The following is a 22,992-nucleotide window of genomic DNA, read 5'->3' on the forward strand; positions in this document are numbered from 1 at the left end:
GGAGGGGCATCGAACCCCTCCATTTCCCCTGGCTCTCATCCCGACGCTCACCAAGCACGGGTAGAGCGCGGGGCTTCTCGCCGAGAAGCTAAAAAACCCCTGGGTAGCGGCAAAGGAGCGGTAAAAAACCGGATCTCAGATTCGGCAGGATACTCTCGAGATTCTCAACGCTTAACGGAAGAGACGGTTATGGAAATTCACTGCACTCGTCCCAGTTGTCCGCGTCCGCAAAACGAATTTGCCGATCTCGATGACCCTGCCGAGCTCAAGACAGCGCAGCAGAAATTTTGTACCGCTTGTGGAATGCCGCTGATTTTGGATGGGCGATATATGCCGCAACGGTTGTTAGGGCAAGGGGGATTTGGGGCGGCATTTCTGGCGTGCGATCGCCGCACTCCGACAATGCGACAGTGTGTGGTCAAACAGTTTCAGCCCAGGGGGGACTTGAATGCCCAACAAATGGCGATCGCGCAAAAATTATTCGATCGCGAGGCAGAAGTGCTCGACGACTTGGGCAACCGCCATCCGCAAATTCCTGACTTGCTTGCCTTCTTCCCCCTAGAAGTGCCCAGTCTGACACCAGGCAAGCAAGAACAGTTTTTCTATCTCGTGCAAGAATTCATCGACGGCGAAAACTTAGAAGAACAACTGCAATCCAAAGGCAAATTCTCGGAAACCGAAGTGGTAGAGGTGCTGCAACAAATCCTCAAAATCCTCCAATTCGTCCACCAGAATCAGGTCATCCACCGGGATATCAAGCCCTCCAACATCATGCGATCGCGCCACAGCGATCGCCTCTACCTGCTCGATTTTGGTGCCGTCAAGCAAGTAACCCAGGCATCCCTCGCCCCCGGCACAAATCGCTCCACCGGCATTTATTCAATGGGATTCGCCCCCCCAGAACAAATGGCAGGTCGCACGGTTTTCCCCGCCACGGATTTGTATGCCCTCGCCGTTACCTGCATCATGCTCCTCACCGGCAAAGACCCCCAGACGCTTTTCGATTCCTATACCAATCGCTGGAACTGGAGAAGCGATGCCGAGATCGACGAGAAACTGGCCGATATTTTGGATCGATTACTCCTCCCCACCCCCAGTCAGCGGTTTCAGTCAGCCACCGAAGTGCTAGAGGCCCTGGTGGCCAAACCTTCAGCCCCGCCACCCCCAACCCCCGCGCCACCCATTCCCGCCCCCACGCCATCACCGGCCCCCGCACCTCCCGTGCAACCCTCCACCGCCCATTTCACCACCTTGGAAATTCTCCGGGGCGCTGCGTTTACCGGGTTTGAAGGCGGATTGCTGCTGATTGTGTTGAGCAGCTTGAATTTGTCGGCGTTAATCAGTACCGGGGCGTGGGTGGTGGTGTTGTCGGGATTGATTTTAGCGCAATCGCGGCGCTGGATCGAAAAATACGATTTGCTGATTTTGGCGATCGCGACTTTTGCCATTGTGGTGGCGATTCCCTCGTTGCGAAGTGCGTTTGCATGGCAAGCGATTTTTTTGTTGCCCCTGTTTGCCGGATCCTGCGCGATCGCGGTAAGTGCCCTGTTTCGACTCCTGCAAAAATTCCTCTCCAGAATTTTGTGAAAATTTAACAATGTCCTTCCATCCCCGCACAATCCCCCTGGTGGAGTTGCGATCGGACCGGAAAAACCCCCCGTTTCCCTAACCCCCACCCCAGAGTATTTCTACAATAGAAACAGCAATTCCATTCAATCAAGCGCGCCCAAACCGCAAAAACCTTTTATCTCCCCTATTTGCTGCCCAAAGTGCCCATGTCACAAAAAAACGAAACCACCGTCCTCGTCTTAGCCGCCCTCATCACCTTAACGTTAGCTGGGGGTTTTTTTTGGTGGCTGACCCAAGGAATGAGAATCGATGGCAAGAGTTCCACCCCCCAAGCCACCCGACAACAAGCCAACACCCGCAACAATTCTACCAGCCAATCCTATGCCGAGAGTTTAGGGCAAGTTTCCGATGTGCCCGCCGGATTGTTTAGCTATGGCGGGAGTACCACTTGGGCACCTATCCGGGCACAAGTAGACCCCCTGATTGAAACCGTTTGGCCGCAATTTCAACTGCGCTACACCCAACATGCTACCAAACCTCCCGGATCGGGTACCGGCATTGCGATGTTACTCGATAACCAATTGGCCTTCGCCCAGTCTTCTCGCTCTTTAAAAGATACAGAATACCAGCAAGCCGAACAACGGGGGTTTAGCCTGCGAGAAATCCCGGTGGCGATCGATGGCATTGCTGTGGCGGTAAATCCCGCCTTGGAAATTTCCGGGTTGACCGTGACTCAATTGCAACAGATTTATACTGGCGAGATTGTGAATTGGAGTGAATTGGGCGGCCCGAACGTTCCGATTATCCCTTATTCTCGCCGACCGGAAGACAGCGGGACGATTGAGTTTTTTGTGGAAAATGTTATGGGGGGAAAGGAATTTGGCAGTAATATCGAGTTTATTCCCACTACCACCCAAGCGTTGCGCCGCGTCAGCCAAAATCTCGGCGGAATTTATTACGCTTCCGCCCCGGAGGTGGTGGATCAATGTAGCATTCGACCCTTGCCCATCGGTCGCCGCCCAAATGAATGGGTGCCCCCCTATCAAGAGCCATTGGTGCCGCCGCAAGACTGTCCCGCCCGCCGCAATCAGCTCAATGGAACCGCGTTTCAAAGTGGCGACTATCCGATTACCCGGCGATTATTTGTGATTGTGAAAGAAAATAATCAAATAGACGAACAGGCGGGAAATGCCTATGCAGAGCTGTTGCTCACCGACCAAGGGCAAGAGTTAATTGAGAAAACCGGGTTTGTCAGAATTCGGTAAGGGTTGCGATCGCGCAGATAATTCAGTGCGCCGAACCAGAGTATAACCCACCACCCCGAGGATTCTCACTCGCTTGGTCTCGCGATCGGCACGCCAATTAAATTATCTTCCCCGGTGGAAATACACCCTGCAGCGCGCAACTTCCCCATGAGGCGCGTCACCGTTACCCGCGTCGAACCGATCGCGCTGCCAATTTGCGCGTGGGTTAACCCCCAAGGAAGACGGTACCCTAACACAATCGGCGGTTCGCTCGTGCTATAATAAGGTTCGCCATGTTCTTCGACTAATAAAGTGAGGAATCCGCCGAGTCGATCGAGGGTGCGTTTTTGACCGAGGGTTGCCAACCACAAGAGTTTGCGCTGGTGCTGATAGCGAAATGCATCTAACACCTCCTGACGAAACGCGGGCCAGGAATCCAAATCTTGCCAATACATCCAAATTGCTGAAGTCTCCTCGGTATGGGCATAGGCTTCGATCGCGAACGGATCGCGAGTCACCACTTCAAACGGCTGACCCGCACTGACAAATCCCAAAAACCCTTGTTCCGGTTTGCGAAGGAAGTTCTCTTCCCCCTCACTACGCCCGGTTGCACCAGGAGATGGCGCAGCAACCGAGCTTGATGAATTTTCCGGGTGAGTCACGATCAGTCGCAGTGCTCCTTGGGCTACGAAATACAACAGACCCGGACGAGTGGGAATTCGTTCGTCTTTGCGAAATGTCCGATAACGGTAATGTTCTTCAGCCCATTCGACGATCCATTGGCGAGTTAAAAATGGCCGAGATGTCTCTGAGGTAGAAGATAAATACATAGGAACAATGGTGTAGGACTAGGCATAGTGCGATCGCAGAAAGTGGCGATGCAAATTCCCCGATTCCAAGAACGTTGTGCTGCATTGCATGGATTTAGTGCAATAACAATCCCAGGATTGACAACAGTGAATTTGGACGCTTCCACCCCACCGAAGTCACGGCAAAAATGGCAAACTCGGGGGAATCCGATCCGGGATTTCTGCCACCGAAGTGTTATTCACCCGCCCGAGAATTTTCTCACCATCGGCTGACCCACCTGCATCGCAAAATCGAGAAGACAGCGCGATCGCAGGCGTAACGTTAATAAAAAGGGATCGAGAGAAATCTGGATTCATTTTGGCTCGTTCCTAGGTTTGAGAGAATTTCAGTAGCCAATCATACTTAGCGCAGAAGAGAGTTTCCGGCTACTTTTTACACCAAAGAGGATTTTTTGAGAAAATAGTGTTGTGTAGGTAAAAGCATTGACAAACAAGAAAATCAAACCGATGAAGAAGGTTGCGCGGGAGGTTTTAGGCGGAGGTTATGGTGGATGGAAAGACCGATCGCCCAATTTTATCTGTAGAATCGATCGAGCCGTTATTTCGAGCGACAAAAAAAGAGGGGCGATCGTCTGAGATGCCCGAGAGTTTCTCCAGGCATCTCATCGTTTTCCCCTCAGTTGAAACCGTCCAGTTGAAGGAATATGGAATTACTCGCTGTAAAAAATTTGGCGCTTCAGGGGTTGCTGCTGCATCAGCTACAAGTGGCGATCGCGACGAATGAATTTGCGCCTTGGATAAATACTCCCGCCAGTGGTTGCGATCGCGCGATAGAGGGTGCGAGTGGGTCGCCCATTTGTCAGCAGATTCCCTTGTATCGCGGGAAAGATAGCCAACGGGTGGTTTATATTTGTGCCGCCGGATTAAAATTCGCCAAACAATCGCCGCGATCGGCGATGGAAATTGCCACCGCCATCGCCCGGGGTTTATCTCATTTGCCGGATAGCACATCGGGACTTTATACCCAAGGGCGGCAATTCGAGATAGAGATTTATCCCCCGGGGAAAATTCACCTCAAACTGACCGATCGGGGATTATCGCAATGGTTGCAATCGTTGCTCGGTCATCTCGCCTCCGCGATCGCCGCCCCTGCATCGGCACTCGAAGACCCTGCGCCGGGAGATTTTTCTTCCAGCACCCCGTTATTTAGGATCCAGTATGCCCATGCCCGCTGTTGTTCCCTGCTGCGGATGGCCGATCGCCAGGGGATCCTTTCCGGGATCCAGCCGGAGGGGGAATCCGCGATCGCCCCGGATCCGATCCCCTGGCTGGATCCGCAAGGGCAGTTTCGCTTAGACCATCCCACAGAAAGGGCCTTAATTTCTCAAGTGGTGAATGTACTAGACGCCCTACAGCTCACCGACCCCTGCGCCCCACCGCCCCGGGCGATGAAATGGGCCCGAGACTTAAGTCAAGATTTCCTGACATTTTATGCCGCCAATCCCATTTGGAGCGAAATCTACAGAAAAAATCTCGGACTCGCCCAAGCCAGATTGGGGGCGATCGCAATTTGTCAAAAACTGCTAAAACTCCTGCTAGAAGAGGGATTGAGCGCTTTCGCCCCTCGGGAACTCTAGTCAAAGTCCCTGCGTCACCCGAGGTAAAGGCACTGAATTGTCATAAAACTCCCAAAAAAACTTTTTCAAAGGGGGTGACAAATTTCACTGTGTCCGATATAGTAACAGGTGTGTGAGGAGCGAACCAGATAAGGGCACCGAGACGAAACACGGCCAGTCGTCGGTGCCCTTTCTGCATTTCAGCTACAGGAGAAACTCCTCGATCGCCGCCGCCACCCCGTCGCATTCCACATCCGACGTCACCCAAGTGGCAGCAGCTTGCACTTGTGCAGGGGCATTGCCCATCGCCACACTGATGCCCCCATACTGCAGCATTTCGAGATCGTTAAAGTTATCGCCAATGGTCATCACCTGGGTGGGATGAAGTCCCAACATCTCTTCGGCGAGGTAGCGAACCGCCGCCCCTTTGTTGACCTCCGGGTTTCCCGCTTCAAAAAAAGTGGTGTGGGATTTGGTCAGGTAAACCTGTTGGGGGGTGTAGCGGCACGCGGCATTTGCGAGTAATTCATCAATTAACCCCGTGTTTTGGCTCATAGCCAGCACTTTGGTGGGGGGGCAACGGGTCACCAGTTCTCCGAGATCCTCCGGGGCGATCGCGGGTACCCCCGTTCGCTCGCTGTAGGCTTGACTCGCAGGGGTGATTTCGCGCACGTAAAGGCAATCGTCGATATAGCAGTTTACCGTGAGCTGCGATCGCACCGTGGGATCCTCGAAATCATTTAATAAGTCCAGAGCAATTTGTTGACATAACGGCGCGTGATAGTGGAGATTGTCCGTTTCCGGGTCTTTGATATAGGCTCCTTGGTAGCAAATTAAGGGTAAGGGAGAGCCGATTTCTTGATGAAAGCGCAACGCCGATCGGTACATGCGTCCCGTGGCGATCGCCACTTGGATCCCTTGCGCCTGAACGGCAGCGATCGTTTGTTTCACCGGGTCGGTTATCTGGTTCGAGACCCCCGCAATGGTCCCGTCAATATCCAGGACGAGCAATTTCACGTCCCGCCCACTGGGGCGATCGCCAGATTGGAGAAAGTTCGCAGTAGCTGTGGTTTGCATCGGGTTATTTGGGTTGAACGATTGGTTTTCTGCGGCGTATTTCACCTTTTCGGAAGTGTAGCAGAGCATTGCCATCCATCCCCCCTTGCGCCTCACCCCATGATGCGCTCCAGGACAATCTGCGTTGCACTCCTCCCCCCCCGCACCCCAATTCCATCTGGGAACAAGTTTTGTTAATTTATTCTGAAAATTTCGCCAATTGATGGAAAATCGAGATAAAATTACAAGGGAGTTGATTAAGCGAATTAAAACCCAGCATCGATGAAAAAAGAAAGCCGAGAGTTCTACACTGTAAACTCGGGAGAGTCTCGACTTTGTTGCATTTTTTTAAGCGAGCGATCGAATGACCGCCAGAAATGGGAAAATAAAAATAAGTGCTTCCATAACGCGAAGCAAGGGATATCCGCACAACCCCAGAGGCGATCGCCGATAGCTCAACCCAGAAAAAATCAAGTCAGCGGATGCTTTCTCAAACCGTGACGCAAGACACAAAAACCTTCTGGGGTGCGGGAATGAAAGCCCACAGCATCTCGCGGCGAGAGTCACGGGAAAATGACCCAGTTCAGACAACAAGAGCCTCGGCGGGTGTTTAAAAACAGCATTGGTTCGATGGAGGAACGCAAGATGAGACGAATTTTAGTCGTGGATGATTCAGCAACCATGAGAAAAATGGTCATGGCATCCCTGCGAGATTTAACCGGCGTCACATTTGGCGAAGCGAGTAATGGTTTAGAAGCAATCGAGCAGCTAGCCGTTGCCCCATTCGATCTGATGATTTTGGATTTAAACATGCCGGACATGCATGGATTAGAAGTCTTAAAATTCGTCTTGGGACATCCGAGTTATCAAGCAACACCAATTATCATTTTGACCACCAAAGGAGACGAAGGAAGCCGCAGTCAAGCAATCCAAGCCGGGGCTTCCTGTTATATCACCAAACCATTTGAACCCACATCTCTTGCCAGTCAAGTCCAACAGTTGTTATTGAATTAAGGAGTTATTGGTCATTGGTCGTTGGTCATTGGTCATTAGTCATTGGTCATTGGTCGTTGGTTCTGTTGTTAAGCAGGTAGGCAAAATAACTTGTGTGCTTGCTTAACAGTGCAGGGACTAAAAAAAACTCGGCAGTGTAGAAGCGGGGGAACGGTAGGAGAAGATAGAGATGAGGCGAAATAGCAGCAGGGAAGGTTAAACCAGGTTCTGCCAAGAGAAGTGTCAGCGCGATCGCACTAGCCCAAACCGCCGATAGACGATCGCCGTTCTGGAGTAATTATAGAGAAATCCCGGTGAATAGGAGATGATTTAACTGGTGTCTAATAGCGCGAGCAATAACTTCTTCGACGATTTTTTAGAAGATTATTTTGCCGAATGTGAAGAACATCTGACCGTAGTGCGTCGGCAATTGTTGGCCATCGAAGCCGATGTAGAGAAGCCACAAATCGAACCGTCAGTTTTAAACGAATTATTTCGCAGCTTTCATTCCTTAAAAGGACTCTCGGGCATGGTGGGGGTAAAAGAAGCAGAAGAACTGGCGCACGAAATGGAAAGTTACCTGCGAGTGCTGCGCGATGGCGATCGGGAGCTATCTTCCCAGGGATTCGACGCATTATTAGAGGGAACTAAACTGTTAGAAAAAATTATCGCCGCCCGACGAGATCGAACATCGCCCCCCGACATTTCCGCGATCGCCGATCGACTGCGCCAAATCATCGGCACTACAGAGTCTCCCCGCCAACAACAAGGGGCGATCGCCCCTTTACAGTTTGAACTCAAACCAGAACAAATCGCCCAAGTCGAGAAAGCGATCGCCTCGGGACAATCCGTGTGGCACTTTATTTTCGCCCCCAGCGCCGAACGGTCCGCCAGGGGGATAGACGTGAACAAAACCCGCGAGAGACTGCAAGCGATCGGCCAGATCCTGTACGCCGCCCCTCGCATGACCCCGGAAAACCGGATCGAATTTGATTTTCTCCTCGCCACCCGAGACAGGGACAGTGGGTGGACCGAGTGGGAAACCGACGGACTCACCTGGAAACCCTATCGAGTCAGCGAAAGCGACGATCGATCCGCAGAAGAAACAACCGAACTCCCCACCCCACCCGAGTCGGAAGACGAACAACCCCCAGAGGAACCCCCCGAACTCCCCGCCCCGCCCGAGTCGGAAACCGAAGCGACCCCCACCCCCTCCGCAAAAGGGGAAATGGCTTCCCCACCCCAGACTTCCAGTCCCGGCGCTTCTCTCCCCGCCCCCCTAGTGGTACGAGTAGACTTACCCAAACTCGACGAACTGATGCGGATGGTGGGAGACCTAGTGATTACCCGGGCGTGGTTAGAAGATCGGCTCAATGGGCTTAAAGAGATTTTACCCCCAGCGCAATGGCGCACCCTATCGCAAATCGATCGCCGCTTTGAACGGCAATTGCGCGACTTGCGCGAAGGCATCATGCGAGTGCGGTTAGTTCCCATCGGCGAAATATTTGCCCGGATGCAGTTTGTGGTGCGCGATTTAGTGCGATCCGAGCAAAAGCAGGTGAAATTAGAAGTCAGCGGCGAAGAAACCGAAATCGATAAATTCGTCGTGGAACGGATGATGGATCCGCTATTGCATTTAGTCCGCAACGCCGTCAGTCACGGGATAGAACCCAGCAGCGATCGCCGAGAACGGGGGAAACCCGCTCAAGGAAACATTGCCTTGCGCGCCAAAACTGCAGGAGATTTGGTCCAAATCGAAATTGAAGACGATGGGCGCGGGATTGACCTAGAAAAAGTAGCCGCTCGCGCCAGGGAACGCGGATTATTACTCGAAAACTCCACTCCCGACCCCCGGGAAAATCCCTACGACGCCATGACCCTGCTAGAGATTCTCTGTGCCCCCGGATTTTCCACCCGAGAACGAGCCGATCGCGCCAGCGGAAGGGGTGTGGGAATGGCGATCGTCAAAAATACCGTACAAGAACTCGGGGGGATGTTGAATTTCGAGAGTCAACCCGGACGAGGGACGCGCTTTCTTATCGAACTCCCCTTAACTTTAGCGATCGCCGATGCCTTAATTGTCGCCGTCGCGGAGGAAACCTATGCCATTCCCTTATGTTCCGTGCGAGAGACGATCGCCGTCGCGCCCGAAAGCGCGATCGCCTTTGCAAACAACGAGACAATCCCTTACAAAGGCAGTATCTTACCCCTCATCCGGTTGGCAAACCTGTTTGGTTTAAACCGATCCGAAACCGGGAAGTGCGATCGCAACCCCACCCCACAGCGCCAATCCCTCAACGGACACAGCACAAAAAACCTGCATGTAGTTGCAGTGGGAAACGGACTTACCTGCATCGGTATCGTCGTCGATCGCATCCTCGGACAGCGAGAAATTGTCGTTCGTTCCCTCACCGACCCCTTGCTTCAAGTCCCCGGCATTACTGGCGCCACCGAATTAGGCGACGGACGTGCGGTTTTGATTTTAGACCCCGCCGCTTTAGGGCGCTATGCAATGCAATTGAACGCCAAGCATCCTCTCTAATTTCCTTGAATTAACAAACAACTTTTTTACTAAATCCACTGGTAAGAATTGCGGCAAAATCATGGTAGAAAATCACCCCACCAAATCCGAAACATTTATTGTTTTTGAACTGGCCGATACCACTTACGCGATTCCCTCCCAACTGGTACAACAGATGGAAATGGTAGAGGGAATTACCCCAGTTCCGAACGCCGAAACCGACGTAGAAGGCGTGATTTTTTCTCGCGGTCAAGTGATTCCGGTACTCAACCTGCGGGTGAGGCTGGGATTAGAAAAAATTCCCTACAGTCTCCGCACGCGGTTGATAGTCGTCAATGTCAATCGCCGAACCATCGGGTTAATTGTAGATACCGCCCGCGAATTTCTCGCGATTCCCTCAGATACCATACAACCTCCCCCCGAAGGAATTACCGGCTCGCGCGGAAAATGTTTGTCAGGCATTGCCACCCGAGAATCCCGCGTGATTTTGATTCTAGATGTTGCCGAATTACTCGCGCCAACCGAGGCTTCAAATCCCGTAAAAAAGGAAACAGGTCATTAGTCATTGACAAACGACCAATGACCAATCACCAATCACCAATCACCAATGACAACTAAACCGAGAATTAAGAGGAAAAAATAATGGGTAAGAAAAAGAAGACGGTACAAACCAAGGGAGCCAATCGAAGTGGGAAAGTGAATCAAAAAGGCGAATTGATCCGTCACACGGATGCCATTCGACAGGCGGCGGCGGAAATTTCGAGAATTGCCTCAGAAACCACAGCGGGGGCGCAAACCCAGAGGCAAAGCTGCACGGAGAGTAGCGAGGGAATCTCGCAGATGGCGGACTCGCTGACAGAAACTGCCACCCAAGCGGCATCAGTGGCGACCTCCACCGAGCAACTGGTTTCTTCCCTCAACGAGATGGCAGCCTCCATCGAGCAAGTGACAGCCAGTGCAGTAGATTTAGCCACACAGGTCAAAGAAACTGCCGTCAACATCCAACAAAGCACTACATCGATCCAAAACGTGACGATGACGGCGGAGGAGATGGCAACATCTGCCACTCAAGTGAGCAGTTCGATGACAGAGATAGCGGCTGGGATTAAAAGCGTCAGCCGAGACACGGACAACCTTGCGTCTGCGATCAATCAAACCGCTGCTTCTATAGAACAGATTGCCAGTTCGATCCAAGGGGTAGCAGCGAATGCGGACGATTTGAGTACGGCGTCGGAACAAACCACCAGTTCGATTAACGAAATGGCGGCTTCCATCGAAGAAGTTTCAGCCACATCAGAAAACCTGTCAGCGACGGTAGAGGAGGTGTCTACCTCGATGGAAGAGATGGCGCGATCGGTGCAGGGGGTAGCACAAAACAGCGAGCGAATCACCGAAGTTGCCACCGATGCGTCCAGCAGTGCGGAAGAACTAGAGCGTTCGATTCGCTACGTAGCAGGACTGACAAAACAGAGCGACGAAATCACCCGCAGACTAGCGCAAGATGCGCAAGTGGGGGGGAAATCGGTACAAAAGAGCATTGAAGGATTGAACCGGGTGCGCGAATCCACCATAGAATCGGCGGATGCGATCGCCCTAATTGGCAAGCGGACCGACGAAATCAGCACAATTGTAGACACCATCAACCTGATTGCCGAACGCACCAACTTGCTGTCATTAAACGCCTCCATCGAGGCAGCGCGCGCCGGAGATGCAGGCAGGGGATTTGCCGTAGTTGCCGAAGAGATTCGCAACCTGGCCGATCGCGCCGCCCAAGCCACCTCAGAAATTGGCGGCATCATCAAAGGACTGCAATCCGTAGTGCAAAACGCCATCAATACCTCCAATGACGGATTGAGCGTTGCCGAAGATGCGGGACGCTTAGCGGAAGAAGGAGCCAGCGGACTGCGGAAAATCTTGAGCGGCATCGAAGAAACCAGCCAACTCGTCAGTCAAATCGCCCAAGCGTCCGAAGAACAGCTCGGTGCCGGACAAACTGTGGTGACGGCGATTAATACCACAGCCCTGCAAGCCAAAGAAGTGGCCACGGCAACCAGCGAACAGACCAAAACCGCCCAAGGCATCGTTCAATCCACGGTGCAGATGCGTCGGATTTCCCAGGAAGTGAGCAAGGCGATGAACGAACAAGCTTCGGCGGCGCGCGAGGTGATTAAAGCGGCACAAAATACCTCAGTGCTGGCTTCCCAAGTTCGCAAAGCCACTTCGGAACAAGCCAAGGGAGCCAATCAAATCATGCAGGCGGTGGAATCCATGCGGCGCGGTTCTGCCACCACCTCGCGTTCCCTGGCAGAGCAATCCACTGCCGGGGAGCAAATTTCCCAGGAGGCGGAACGGTTGGCGCGATTGATTGCCAAGGTTTCCCAGGCGATGAACGAGCAAGGAAAATCGAGCGATGCGATTCAAAATGCGGTGGACAATTTGCAGCGACAGTCCGAGCAGGTAGCCAAGGCGATGAACGAACAATCGCGAGCGGTGAAAGACATGAGTTCGGCGGTGGGAAATATTTCCAAGCAAATCGAGTCGATTAATCTGTCGAACCAGGAACATTCCACGGTTGCCGAAACTCTGCTTTCGTCAGTGACGAGGTTGGGGGAACTGACCGAACGCAATCTGGAGCGAATGGAGGGGGCGGAAGTATCTTGTGGGAATTTAATCGAACAGGCGGATGTCCTGGGGGAAATAGCGCGAGGCTGAAGGGGTAAAGAATTTTTCTCCCATTGCTCCGTAAATAGCTGCAACCCAAGACGAAACAAACCGCCGCCACTTTTTCCCTTTTACATTTCCCCGATAATTGGGCAGGGTTGATTGATTTTTTGTAAAATTATTGCCCAATTATCGAGGGAGGTGAAAGTGGTAAGAAGCGGGTATAATTGTCAGTATGTCAAGGATTTATCTGGGAAATATTCCATTGCGTAGTCCTGGGTTGTTGGTGATTGGTTGCCGAGGTTCTATAACTTTCTCTTTTTCTGCCCGCCCTTCTCTGCCCTCTGAGCGCTGACAAGAGTGCCGATTGCAAGAGTGCCGCTCGCCGCTCGCCTTTTAACACCGATAGAAAACGAACAGTTGGGAGGATAAAAAGCCACCATGAGTATTAGTATTTTCACAACCGATGCGAATTTAATCGTGCGTTCGTGGGATCCCCGGTTAGCCGAGATGACGGGGGTGAGCGGGGAATCGGCCTACGGGTTAAATTTGAGCGCGATCGTGCCGGATTTTGAGAAGCGGGGACTAAAAGGGCGGTTTGAGCGCGTGCTGAGTGAGGGGGTGGTAGACACGCTTTCACCGACGCTACATCATTATTTGATTCCTTGCGAACCTCCTCATCCGTCTGAGTATTTCGAGCAAATGCAGCAGCGGGTGACGATCGCCCCTTTGCGGAACAAAGAGCAAATTGTCGGCACCATCGTCACCATAGAAGACGTGACCGAACGACGCGATCGCGAACGCCGACAAGCGGAACGACTGGCGCGAGTGCAATCGAATAGCAAACAAACCCGGACGCAGAACGACCGGGACGACAGCGAAATCCACATGGGGCAACTCACGCAAGTCCTGCAAGAGCAAAGCTGGCAAGTGCGGCGCGAAGCGGTGGAAAGTTTGTCGAATGCCAACAATGCCAATATTACGGCTCAATTGCTGGAATTATTACGCAAACAGCATCGCAATCCGAGCATTCTCAATAGCGTGTTGCAAGTATTAAGCGTGCAGCGCATCGACCCAATTCCGGCGCTGATTGAATGCTTGAAAGAGCCGGATGTAGATTTGCGAATTTACGCGACGTTGGCGTTAGGAGAGCGGGAGGATTACCGCGCGATTCCCGCCTTAATCGAAACCCTCGAGGATGAAGATGCGAACGTGCGCTATCACGCGATCGAGGCGTTGGGAATCTTGGGATCTCTATCTCCCCCACCGCAAGAAGCGATCGAGCGACTGATTCAGATCGCCGAGTCGGGGGATTTCTTTTTAGCGTTTCCCGCATTGGATGCCTTGATGCGGATTGGCGATGCGAGCATTGCGCCGCGACTGTTACCGTTGCTGAAAAATACCTTGAGCTGGCGAGTGCGGCGAGAGGCGGTGGACAATTTGGCCCGACAGAGCGATTCGCAAGTCATGGGAGAGTTGTTGCGAATGTTGCGCGAACAGCATCGCAATCCGAACGTGCTCAATAGCGTGTTGCAGGTATTGGTATTGAGCAATGTAGATCCGATTCCGTCTTTGATTGAGTGTTTGAAAGAGGGGGATGCGGATTTGCGAATTTATGCGGCGTTGGCATTGGGGGAACGATTGGATCCGCGCGCCACTGTGCCGCTGATCGAATGCTTACTCGATGTTGATACCAACGTGCGCTATCACGCGATCGAGGCCCTGGGGCGCTTGCGGGCAGTGGAGGCGGTGGAGCCGCTGGTGAGTTTAGTTCAGTCGGGAGACTTCTTTTTGGCGTTTCCGGCGATGGATGCCTTGATGCGGATTGGCGATCGCAGTATTGCCCCCTCCCTGATTCCCCTGCTGGAAAACCAATTGCTAGCAACCCAAGCCGCAGAGGCCCTCTGCGAATTGGGGGATGCAGATACCATTGTACCAATGGTAAGGTTGTTCAATTCCGACCGAACCTCGATTGGCGAGATTGCAGTAGCGGTGGCGGCGATTTATCAGCGATACGAACGGGTGTTTGGCGAGGGGACTTATATTGCCGATGTGACCCGCTCAGTAATTTCCCCCATCGGGAAGCAGAATCTTTTGGCAGCGTTAGAGTCGGCTTCAACGAAGGAGTTGCAGGCGTTGACGCTGATTTTGGGTTGGCTGGAAGGGGAGCAGGTGGAACGCGCGTTAGTGGAGTTGTTGGATCGTCCACAGGTCAGGGAAGCCGCCTTGGAAGCGGTGGTGCGCTATGGCTCCCGGGTGAGTCCGCTGTTGGTGTCTCAGTTAGAGGCGGTGGATTTGGAGACCCGACGGGCGGCGGCGATCGCCCTGGGACGAATCGGCAATACCGGGGCGGTGGAAGCATTGAGTAGCTTGTTAAATGCCGAGTCGGAGTTGGTAATGGTGGTGGCGGCGGCCCTGGCGCAGATTGGCGATCGCTCGTCGTTTGAGGCACTGTTGGAGTTGTTGGGCCATCCCGATGTGGCGGTGCGGTTAAGCGCGATCGCGGCACTCAATTCTCTGGGACATCCTGCCTTACCGGAACGGATTTTCACCTTGCTCGTGGATGACAATCCTTGGGTGCGCGAGTCGGCGGTGAAAATTGCAGGCTATTTTGCCTTTGATAATTGCATCGACCGACTTTTCCAGTGCTGTGACGACCCGGTGGAGCGGGTTCGTCGCTCGGCGATCGAGCATCTGCCTTATTTGGAAACACCCCAACGGGCGATGAATCGTTTGGTGGCGACAATTTCTCGGGATTCTCCCCAGGTTCGCGCGGCTGCTGCCCGGGCTTTGGGCGACATGGAGTTCGAGCGGAATGGGATGGCGTCGGGGGTGGCGCGGGATCGGGCAAATTCCGCGAATAACAACGCCCGAGACACTGAAGCTGACGGTTCTGTGGTGTTGGATTGTTTGTTGGAGGCATTGAAAGATGAGGATTCTTGGGTGCGCTATTATGCGCTGTCTTCAATTGCCAAGTTGGTCAGTCGCGAAGAAGTGGAGGTTTCGCCCCCGTCGCGGCCCTTCGATTCGGGAAATGGGCATGAGTTGGATGAGGATGTGACGCTACAGGGGCAGGACTTTTTATTTCAGGTGTTGCAACAATTGGCACTTGCCGATCCAGCAAATCCGGTGCGCGCCCGCGCTACTGAGGCGCTGGGGTGTATTGGGCAGGAGCGCGCAGTGCGGATTTTGGCTGATTTAGCCGAGGTGGATGATGGAGATGGAGAGGTGGCCCGCTCGGCGATCGCGGCTTTGGGCCGAATTGCCCATCCCGATGCTTTGGCTCCTTTGTTAAATGCCCTGAATTCTCCCCACGCCGAGCGGCGGTTGGATGCGCTACAGGCGTTTAAGGAACGCGGCGGATCGCAAGCGCAAGTGGCCCTGCAGTGGATTGCGGCGGCAGATCCCGAAACCCGGGTGGTGCGCTCGGCGATCGATTCTCTGGCGCGAATGGCCAGCCCGGAGGCGATTTCTTCTTTGCTGGAACTGACGGTGGACCCCACTTGCCGGGATACCTGCGTTATGGCTTTGGCATCAGTTGGCGGCACTGGGGTGGAGGCGAGTCGGGAAACGTCCCAGGGGGTACTGTTACCGGGCAATATGTTGCTGGAGCGCTATATCGATTCGGTGGCTGCAGGGTTACAGCACGTCCATGCTAGCGTTCGCTCGGCTACGGTTGAAGTTCTGGCTCGCTTGAAGCATCCTTATGCTTCCGAGCAATTGATTGCTGCGTTGGATGACGACGAGCGCACGGTACGCTTGGCGGCGCTGAATGCATTGAACCATTTGGGAAATCGCGCGGGCGAGGAGAAAATCGCTTCCCTGGCACGAACTGACCCGGATACTGGGGTGCGTCGCGCGGCACAAAAGGTACTCCAGGCTTAGGCTTCGAGGAAATAATGGCCAACCTACACGCCCATCTATGCCACTGATGCGATTTTTTCCTGAACCGTTTAAGTTAACTGACAGTGTTTTTACGATTCTGCGGGATTTAATTCACGAACGCACGGGATTGTATTATGAAATTGACAAACGCGACATGTTGGCGGAAAAGTTGACGCCTCGGGTTCTGGAACGGGGTCTGAATTCGTTTTTGGATTATTACTATCTCCTTAAATACGATCCGGTGGCTGAGGAGGAATGGCAGGCGTGCATCGATATCCTTTCCGTGCAAGAAACGTTTTTCTGGCGCGAAAGTGACCCGCTGAAAGCTTTGGTGGATGTGATTTTGCCGCAATTTTTGGCGGCGCGTCGGTTGCGCGGTTCGGCGGGAGGTGCGGGGGAAATGAATTCTCAGCCTTTGCGAATTTGGAGTGCGGCTTGCGCCACGGGAGAAGAACCGATTTCAATCGCGATCGCCCTGAATGAAGCGGGATGGTTCGACCGCTTGAATATCGAAATTTATGCCTCTGATGCGGCTCCTTCGGCTATTTCTAAAGCCCGCTCGGGTCTTTACCGCGCTCGCTCTTTTCGCAATTTTTCTCCTACTTTGCAGCAAAAGTATTTCACCCGGGAGGAGAAGGGGTGGCGGATATCTCGCAGCATTCACGATCGCATTCAATGGCGAACGGCGAATTTGATGGACAAATCGGCAGTTGAATATTTGACTCATTGCCACATTATTTTTTGTCGGAATGTGTTTATTTATTTCTCGCAACACGCCATTCGTGAAGTTGCCGAACGTTTTTTTGTCGGGATGCCAACGCCGGGATATTTGTTCTTGGGGGCGTCAGAATCGTTGTTGAAGATTTCCACGGGGTTTGAGTTAAAACAAATCAATGAGGCGTTTGTTTATGTAAAAAATAGTAGGAAATAACATAGAGGGGAGAACTGAAGGAGGGCAGAATCGATGAGCAAAAGTCGTCAGGAAAAGAAAGGGGTGATGAATAAAACGATCCGGGTGTTAATCGTGGATGATTCGGCTTACATTCGCAAGGTTGTTAAGCAAATGCTATTGCGATCGCCGTTTATTGAAGTGGTGGGCATTGCAAGGGACGGAGAAGAGGCATTAGATGCAATTGAAACCCTCAATCCGGATGTGGTGACGTTGGATTTAATTATGCCGGGAATGGATGGCGTGGCATTGTTGCGAGAGCAAATGGCGCGGCGTCCGGTACCAGTGGTGATCGTCAGCATTGCCAATGAGGGCGGTGAAATGGTTTTGGCCGCACTGGATGCGGGGGCGGTGGATTTCCTGCAAAAACCCACGGCACTCGCAACGGAAAAGATTTTTGAAATTAGCGATGAGTTAATTGATAAAGTAAAAGCAGCGGCCAATGTGCCTTTAAATCGCCTTCCTGTGGCAACACAGTTAAGCACTCCACCCCCGCCTCAGCAAAAAGCACCGCCAAAGTCGGGGGTGGTGGATCTAGTGGCGATCGGGATTTCTACTGGTGGCCCTCAGGCGTTAGGGTTCTGCATTGCCCAGTTACCGGCAGATTTGCCAGTGCCGGTGGCGATCGTCTTGCACATGCCGGTGGGCTATACCAAAATGTACGCGCGCCGTTTGGATGAAATTTCGGCGGTGAAGGTGGTGGAAGCCGGCGAGGGGGATTTGCTCGCTCCAGGGACGGTCTATATTGCCCCTGCAGGACGACATTTGACTTTCGTTCGCCAATGGGATGATACGGTGCGAATTCATCTGGATGCGCGCCCGTTCGATACCCTGCATCGTCCTTCGGTGGATGTGATGTTTCACTCAGCCGCCGAGGTGTACGGGCGTCGGGTTTTGGGTGTGGTGATGACGGGGATGGGTTCTGATGGCACCCAAGGGGCAGCCTGGATTAAGTCCAACGGCGGCTTGATTTTTACCGAAGCAGAGGAAACCTGCGTGGTCTATGGAATGCCGCGATCGGTGGTGGAAGCAGGGTTAAACGACCAAAGCATTCCCCTCGATCGCCTGGTTAGTGCGATTTTAAAGGTGCTTTAAATGGGGCAATTGTTGCATTGAGATAGTCTGCTATCCCCAAGGGGCACGATTAGAACAGATTCTTGCCGATCGCGCTTGGTGGCGCGCGATGCAGTGCGGTTGCATTGAGTGTCGCTTGGGCAGGGTTCTTGGCAAATGAAAGGGCAAAATTTCGCAACATAGGGTTAAAGGGCGATCGGGGGGCGTCCATGTCACCTCGATCTTCGCAGTCGCGACAATTCAGGGCGATCGCATGAGCCAACTGCGACGACTTGTCGCGGGCTGTTGCTCATACACTCTCGATCGTTGGCGCGACTCAATGGAGATCTATAATGCTACTGACGAATCAACAAAACAATGGGTTAACTGAATTTACCAAAATGGCTTTGTCTCGACGGACTGCGGCTTCCTTATCAGAGTTAATTGGTTGTCCCGTGGTGGTTCAGGTGTCGGGGGTTTCTCTCTATCCCTTAAGCCGGTTGGCGACTGAATTGGCTGAGTCTTTACCCAGTCAAATGGCAACGGTTCATCAGTTGTTCACCGGTTCGATTTCGGGCGATTCTCTATTTCTACTCGACTATTATTATGCTTTGATGCTGACCAATTTACTCCAGACAGATTCTCTCCCGAAGAGCGATCGCCTGGATGCTTCGGCTTGCGATATCTTAACCGAAGTGGGCAATCTGGTCTTAAATGCCTATCTGGGCATGTTAAGCAAAATGCTTCAGCGCCCCCTTTCTTTTTCTGTCCCTTCTTTTGAACTCGAGTTGCTCTCGCCACTGATGGACTCCCTGATTGTGGAAAAAAATGAGTTCCGTTACGCTTTGGTGGTAAATACCACTTTCCAACTTCATAACAATTCGGTTAACGCTCATCTCAGCTTTGTTTCCGGCGTGGTTTCTCTCTCCTGCTTAATTAAAGCCATTGAAACCTGGGCCTCGATCGCGGTGCCAACCGTGGTTTAACTTTTCCCTCTAACGATCCGCATTCCGATCGATTATTCACTTGACTCAGCAAAACCCATGAAAAAACACCATTAAACACCCTGCTTTTGGCTGATGTTTCAATCAAATAGGCACCTCACCCCAATCCGCCAGTCTTTCTCCGCATATCCAGAAAAATTCCTTGGCAATACTGAGGTGAGATGCCTTCTAGTTTTAACGAAAATTATGAAAAATCCCGCTATTTTTGATTGACTTTACCTCAAGCTAGAACGGCTATTATCCATTGACCATTGCTTGTGGCTGACGCTCGTTTTCACGGGACTCATGTCTCTTGGATTTCGGGCGTTTGCTGAACTTAAACTTTCCTTGAAATTTATAACGAACAGCCCGATAAACTACATGATAGTCTACATCCACTCCACAATTTTCTTTCAACCAGGATTGAATTTCTCCATAACTACTAAAACCTTCCGGTTCTTCAATGCGTTTTTTCAGTTTTTCCAGCGCTTCAGGAGGAATCGTAATTGGCCTTCCTGCTGGTTTATAAACTTTAAGCAACCCTTCCAAACCGGATTTTTTGTACTTCTGAAACCACCGATACAGCGTAGATGTATCTCGCGAAAGCAACTTAGAAAGCGCCTCGAGGGTACTAACTTTCCCCGATTTCAGTAAGTACAAAGCATGGAGTCTTTCTTTTCTTTGCGCGTTGGTTTCTTTTTTGAAACGGGTTTTAAGATAGTCCGCTTGTTCTTTGATATCCAGTTTCAGAGTGTTTGGCATTTTACGCTGTCCCTACTTTTAAATAACGGCAGATTAACTCAATTACTTTGACGACAAAAAACGGTTCTTGGATTCTCTGGCCAAAGCCAGCCACTTTACAAAGCTACAATCAGCCTCCGCTCTGCGAGTTTTTGCTTTAAGAAAACCTTGTTACTTTTTTCGCTGCCAAAGCATCGAATACACCCCGGCTCTTTGCCTGTTGTTATCGCCTCTTTGAGGCTAAGTAATTGGGCTAATAAATTTCCTTCCGAAACAATTGGGGAAGAATATTACCCTCAATCGGATATTTCCTTTATCGACGCGCCAATCGGGTGGTTACAAAAAACCTGACATGCTTTTAAAACAGACTTTTTTGCGCCTTTGACTTGAAGAAAAAGCCTGGCGTGCATTCTTACAGCAGATTTGAACCACGGGTGGATGGTTTCCCACGGAGGCGATGAGTCGATCGCCTGAGGCAGGCGAATGCTATCGATCTCGCTTATAGCCTCTAAAATTCGCTCCGTCAAGAGAGCCACAAACAGCCCAACTCGAGCGGAGGAAATCGCCCTGGGATTGTCTATCCAGGATTCCACAATCTCCTGAGTGACAAGTCTGAGAGGCGATCGCATCTCCACTTGTCCGAAGCACCGACTGTTACTCAAGCTTAAATTCGCCATCTGTCCCTAGGGGTGATTTGACGCCTATTTCGGAAGTTTCAGTGGTAATACTGACTAACTTGGCTCAACCTTCAGCGTTTGTCAAGTCCTTTCCCCACTTATTTACCCTCAAAAATTCCCTCCCCGCAATATTTTGAGCTTTTTTTGGAAAATTTTTGCCGCCTGACTCACTGTATTGATTTTTTCTTCAATCTGAGGAGGTTACGGAAACGTCTCCGGGGTTTTACGTAGACAGCCGCCCCCTTACAGGCTGGTGGTTTCTGCCGATGCGAGCTTCTTATCTTAAGATTCAATAAGTTTTGTAAAGCGATGTGACCTTTTCTGGCATTCTCCCCGCACAAACGCTAAAACCAAAAAACTAGCCGCCAACTACCGCTTTTTTTAATAAACAAACCGTTGCTTGGAAAATTCTCCCCAATTCTCGGACTCCAAATACTCGAACTCCTGTGCTTCCCAGCTTTCTTTCTCCCCCACGGATACTTCTGGGATTTCTTCACTTTAAATCCGCAAATCTCTTCCCTCGAACCGAAGCGAAACCCGCCCGGTTGTCTTGCAATCCCTTCCGCTTTGGGAGTCTCTATCCCACAAAAAAATCGGAGGAATCTCATTCCCATGAAATTCCTCTCAAATCGAACCTAAAAGGGGAGTCGCGAGGAGTTTGGGAATTCAATTTCCCCCACACTCCAACCCGCGATCGCCTCCCACAGAAATGCCGCCTCTGAATCTAGCGCAATTGTTACTTTAAGACAGTTCTGGCGTAAGTATTAACCCCCCATCGCCCGCCACGACTTCGCCGATTCGATAGGCAGAAATCTGGCGAGATTCAAACCACTCCAGAGTGCGATCGGCCCAGGATTCACTCACCAGTAACACGAATCCGATGCCCATGTTAAAAGTGTTAAACATATCGGCAAGACTCACCTCTCCCGCCTGGGCTATCCAATCAAAAATGGGTAAAATCGGCCAACTATTTCGGTCGATTCGCACTGACATCCCCTCGGGCAAACAACGGGGCAAATTTTCCGGTAAACCTCCCCCGGTAATATGGGCCATTCCGTGAATTTCTATCCCGCTACTCAATGCTTCTAAAATCGGTTTGACGTAAATTTTCGTCGGCGCTAGCAAAACTTCACCTAAACTAGCCTCTAAGGCGGGGGGTTGATGATTCCAATTTAAACCGCGATCGCGGACAATTTTTCGCACCAAACTAAACCCGTTGCTGTGAACCCCAGCACTGGCTAATCCAATAGCCACATCCGATACCCGTACTTTCTCGGAGGAGCAAATTTCCCTTTTCTCCACTACCCCCACGCAAAACCCCGCCAAATCGTACTCTCCCGCATTGTAAAAACCGGGCATTTCTGCCGTTTCCCCCCCCAGCAGAGTACAGCCGGCTTGTTTGCAACCGTCGGTAATCCCTTTCACCACCTCGGCAAGTTGTTCTCCATCCAGTTTTCCCGTTGCCAGATAGTCTAAAAAAAATAGGGGTTGTGCCCCTGATGTCAGGACATCGTTAACACACATTGCCACCAGATCGATGCCTACGGTGTCGTGACGCTCGAGCTGCATGGCGAGTTTGAGCTTCGTTCCCACACCATCAGTTCCAGACACCAACACCGGTTGCTTGTACCCGGCGGGCATCTCGAAATAGCCACTAAAGCCCCCAAGATTTCCCAGCACTTCCGGGCGATGGGTACTCCCTACCAGAGCGCGAATTTTCTCTACAAAGGCGCGACCGGCTTCTACATCTACACCCGCTTCTCGATAATCCATTTTTCACCCCAATTCAATGACAACAAACGCCTCATTTTACTTGCCCCTAACTCGCCCTAATGGCTGAGCTTCTGTGAGCAAATTTTTAACTATAGCATATCCTGGCCCCCTACCCTGTCGCCTCCCCCACCGCGATAACGGATGAACGCATTCTCAATATGCAATATATCTGAATTTTATAACCGCTCGTGCCCCTCTAAAGGAGCCATGAAGTATTTCTTCGCCGAACAAATTTAACACATCCTCTGCCTGTCAAATTCATAGCTTGTTTGTTATCGCGCAAGGGAAAGTTTTGATAAAATATCCGGAACTTGACCCCCGCCTCGGTCCGCAATCCCAACCCGACAGAGTGTTTGCCAGTCTTAGGCTCTAGAACTCCAGCATTAAACAGGCTTAATCGGGTTAAACTACTGTGTTGGAGAGAGTCCCGAGGCGTAACATTGCCGAGCAACCCCGCACCGT

General features: G+C 51.8%; 17 protein-coding genes. 11 read left to right on the plus strand and 6 right to left on the minus strand.

Translation table 11 applies throughout. The features are described 5' to 3' along the window. Both AC0QH1_RS21145 and AC0QH1_RS21150 read left to right on the plus strand, forming a co-directional pair. Positions 1-1,587, plus strand: a 1,587-nt coding sequence (locus AC0QH1_RS21145) for a protein kinase domain-containing protein (protein WP_442957351.1), incomplete at its 5' end; no start/stop codon positions are given. A 188-nt stretch (positions 1,588-1,775) separates the two neighbouring features. Beyond that, entirely contained in the window at positions 1,776-2,834 is a 1,059-nt protein-coding gene (locus tag AC0QH1_RS21150; RefSeq protein ID WP_324633299.1) for a PstS family phosphate ABC transporter substrate-binding protein, read from the plus strand. Positions 2,835-2,899: 65 nt separating this feature from the next. On the opposite strand, the gene AC0QH1_RS21155 is transcribed toward AC0QH1_RS21150, so the two are convergent. From AC0QH1_RS21155 to AC0QH1_RS21165, 3 genes are all read right to left on the minus strand, one after another. Then, complete coding sequence (locus AC0QH1_RS21155) at positions 2,900-3,643, minus strand: Crp/Fnr family transcriptional regulator (protein WP_324633300.1); 744 nt, start codon at positions 3,641-3,643, stop codon at positions 2,900-2,902. A 156-nt stretch (positions 3,644-3,799) separates the two neighbouring features. Continuing rightward, positions 3,800-3,979, minus strand: coding sequence for a hypothetical protein (locus AC0QH1_RS21160; protein ID WP_324633301.1), 180 nt, complete (start codon positions 3,977-3,979; stop codon positions 3,800-3,802). Positions 3,980-4,153: 174 nt separating this feature from the next. Further along, on the minus strand, positions 4,154-4,288 hold the full coding sequence (locus AC0QH1_RS21165) for a hypothetical protein (RefSeq protein WP_324633302.1): 135 nt from the start codon (positions 4,286-4,288) through the stop codon (positions 4,154-4,156). Positions 4,289-4,326: 38 nt separating this feature from the next. On the opposite strand from AC0QH1_RS21165, the gene AC0QH1_RS21170 reads away from it, so the two are divergent. Beyond that, positions 4,327-5,259, plus strand: a complete 933-nt coding sequence (locus AC0QH1_RS21170; RefSeq protein ID WP_324633304.1) for a DALR anticodon-binding domain-containing protein — start codon at positions 4,327-4,329, stop codon at positions 5,257-5,259. A gap of 183 nt (positions 5,260-5,442) precedes the next feature. On the opposite strand, the gene AC0QH1_RS21175 is transcribed toward AC0QH1_RS21170, so the two are convergent. Next, a complete protein-coding gene (locus AC0QH1_RS21175; RefSeq protein ID WP_324633305.1) occupies positions 5,443-6,384 on the minus strand; it encodes a Cof-type HAD-IIB family hydrolase in 942 nt (313 codons plus the stop codon). A gap of 483 nt (positions 6,385-6,867) precedes the next feature. On the opposite strand from AC0QH1_RS21175, the gene AC0QH1_RS21180 reads away from it, so the two are divergent. The 8 genes from AC0QH1_RS21180 (at position 6,868) to AC0QH1_RS21215 (ending at position 19,342) form a co-directional block, all read left to right on the plus strand. Beyond that, entirely contained in the window at positions 6,868-7,308 is a 441-nt protein-coding gene (locus AC0QH1_RS21180; protein ID WP_324633306.1) for a response regulator, read from the plus strand. 316 nt (positions 7,309-7,624) lie between these two features. Beyond that, entirely contained in the window at positions 7,625-9,829 is a 2,205-nt protein-coding gene (locus AC0QH1_RS21185; RefSeq protein WP_324633307.1) for a chemotaxis protein CheA, read from the plus strand. Between the two features lie 61 nt (positions 9,830-9,890). Next, positions 9,891-10,370: a chemotaxis protein CheW gene (locus AC0QH1_RS21190; protein WP_324633308.1), complete on the plus strand. Its 480-nt coding sequence runs from the start codon at positions 9,891-9,893 to the stop codon at positions 10,368-10,370. 80 nt (positions 10,371-10,450) lie between these two features. Further along, positions 10,451-12,520 carry a methyl-accepting chemotaxis protein gene (locus tag AC0QH1_RS21195; RefSeq protein WP_324633309.1) on the plus strand — a complete coding sequence of 690 codons (2,070 nt, stop codon included), beginning with the start codon at positions 10,451-10,453 and terminating at the stop codon, positions 12,518-12,520. Positions 12,521-12,910: 390 nt separating this feature from the next. Beyond that, positions 12,911-16,354, plus strand: coding sequence for a HEAT repeat domain-containing protein (locus AC0QH1_RS21200; RefSeq protein ID WP_324633310.1), 3,444 nt, complete (start codon positions 12,911-12,913; stop codon positions 16,352-16,354). Positions 16,355-16,400: 46 nt separating this feature from the next. Beyond that, a complete protein-coding gene (locus tag AC0QH1_RS21205; protein WP_324633311.1) occupies positions 16,401-17,285 on the plus strand; it encodes a CheR family methyltransferase in 885 nt (294 codons plus the stop codon). A gap of 33 nt (positions 17,286-17,318) precedes the next feature. Next, complete coding sequence (locus AC0QH1_RS21210) at positions 17,319-18,398, plus strand: protein-glutamate methylesterase/protein-glutamine glutaminase (protein ID WP_324633312.1); 1,080 nt, start codon at positions 17,319-17,321, stop codon at positions 18,396-18,398. Between the two features lie 311 nt (positions 18,399-18,709). Next, on the plus strand, positions 18,710-19,342 hold the full coding sequence (locus tag AC0QH1_RS21215) for a chemotaxis protein CheC (protein WP_324633313.1): 633 nt from the start codon (positions 18,710-18,712) through the stop codon (positions 19,340-19,342). 255 nt (positions 19,343-19,597) lie between these two features. Here AC0QH1_RS21215 and AC0QH1_RS21220 read toward each other — a convergent pair whose 3' ends face one another. Beyond that, on the minus strand, positions 19,598-20,101 hold the full coding sequence (locus AC0QH1_RS21220; protein ID WP_324633314.1) for a helix-turn-helix domain-containing protein: 504 nt from the start codon (positions 20,099-20,101) through the stop codon (positions 19,598-19,600). A gap of 1,397 nt (positions 20,102-21,498) precedes the next feature. After that, positions 21,499-22,530: a phosphoribosylformylglycinamidine cyclo-ligase gene (purM, locus tag AC0QH1_RS21225; protein WP_324633315.1), complete on the minus strand. Its 1,032-nt coding sequence runs from the start codon at positions 22,528-22,530 to the stop codon at positions 21,499-21,501. Between the last annotated feature and the right edge of the window lie 462 nt (positions 22,531-22,992).

The organism is Phormidium sp. CCY1219, assembly GCF_055795085.1.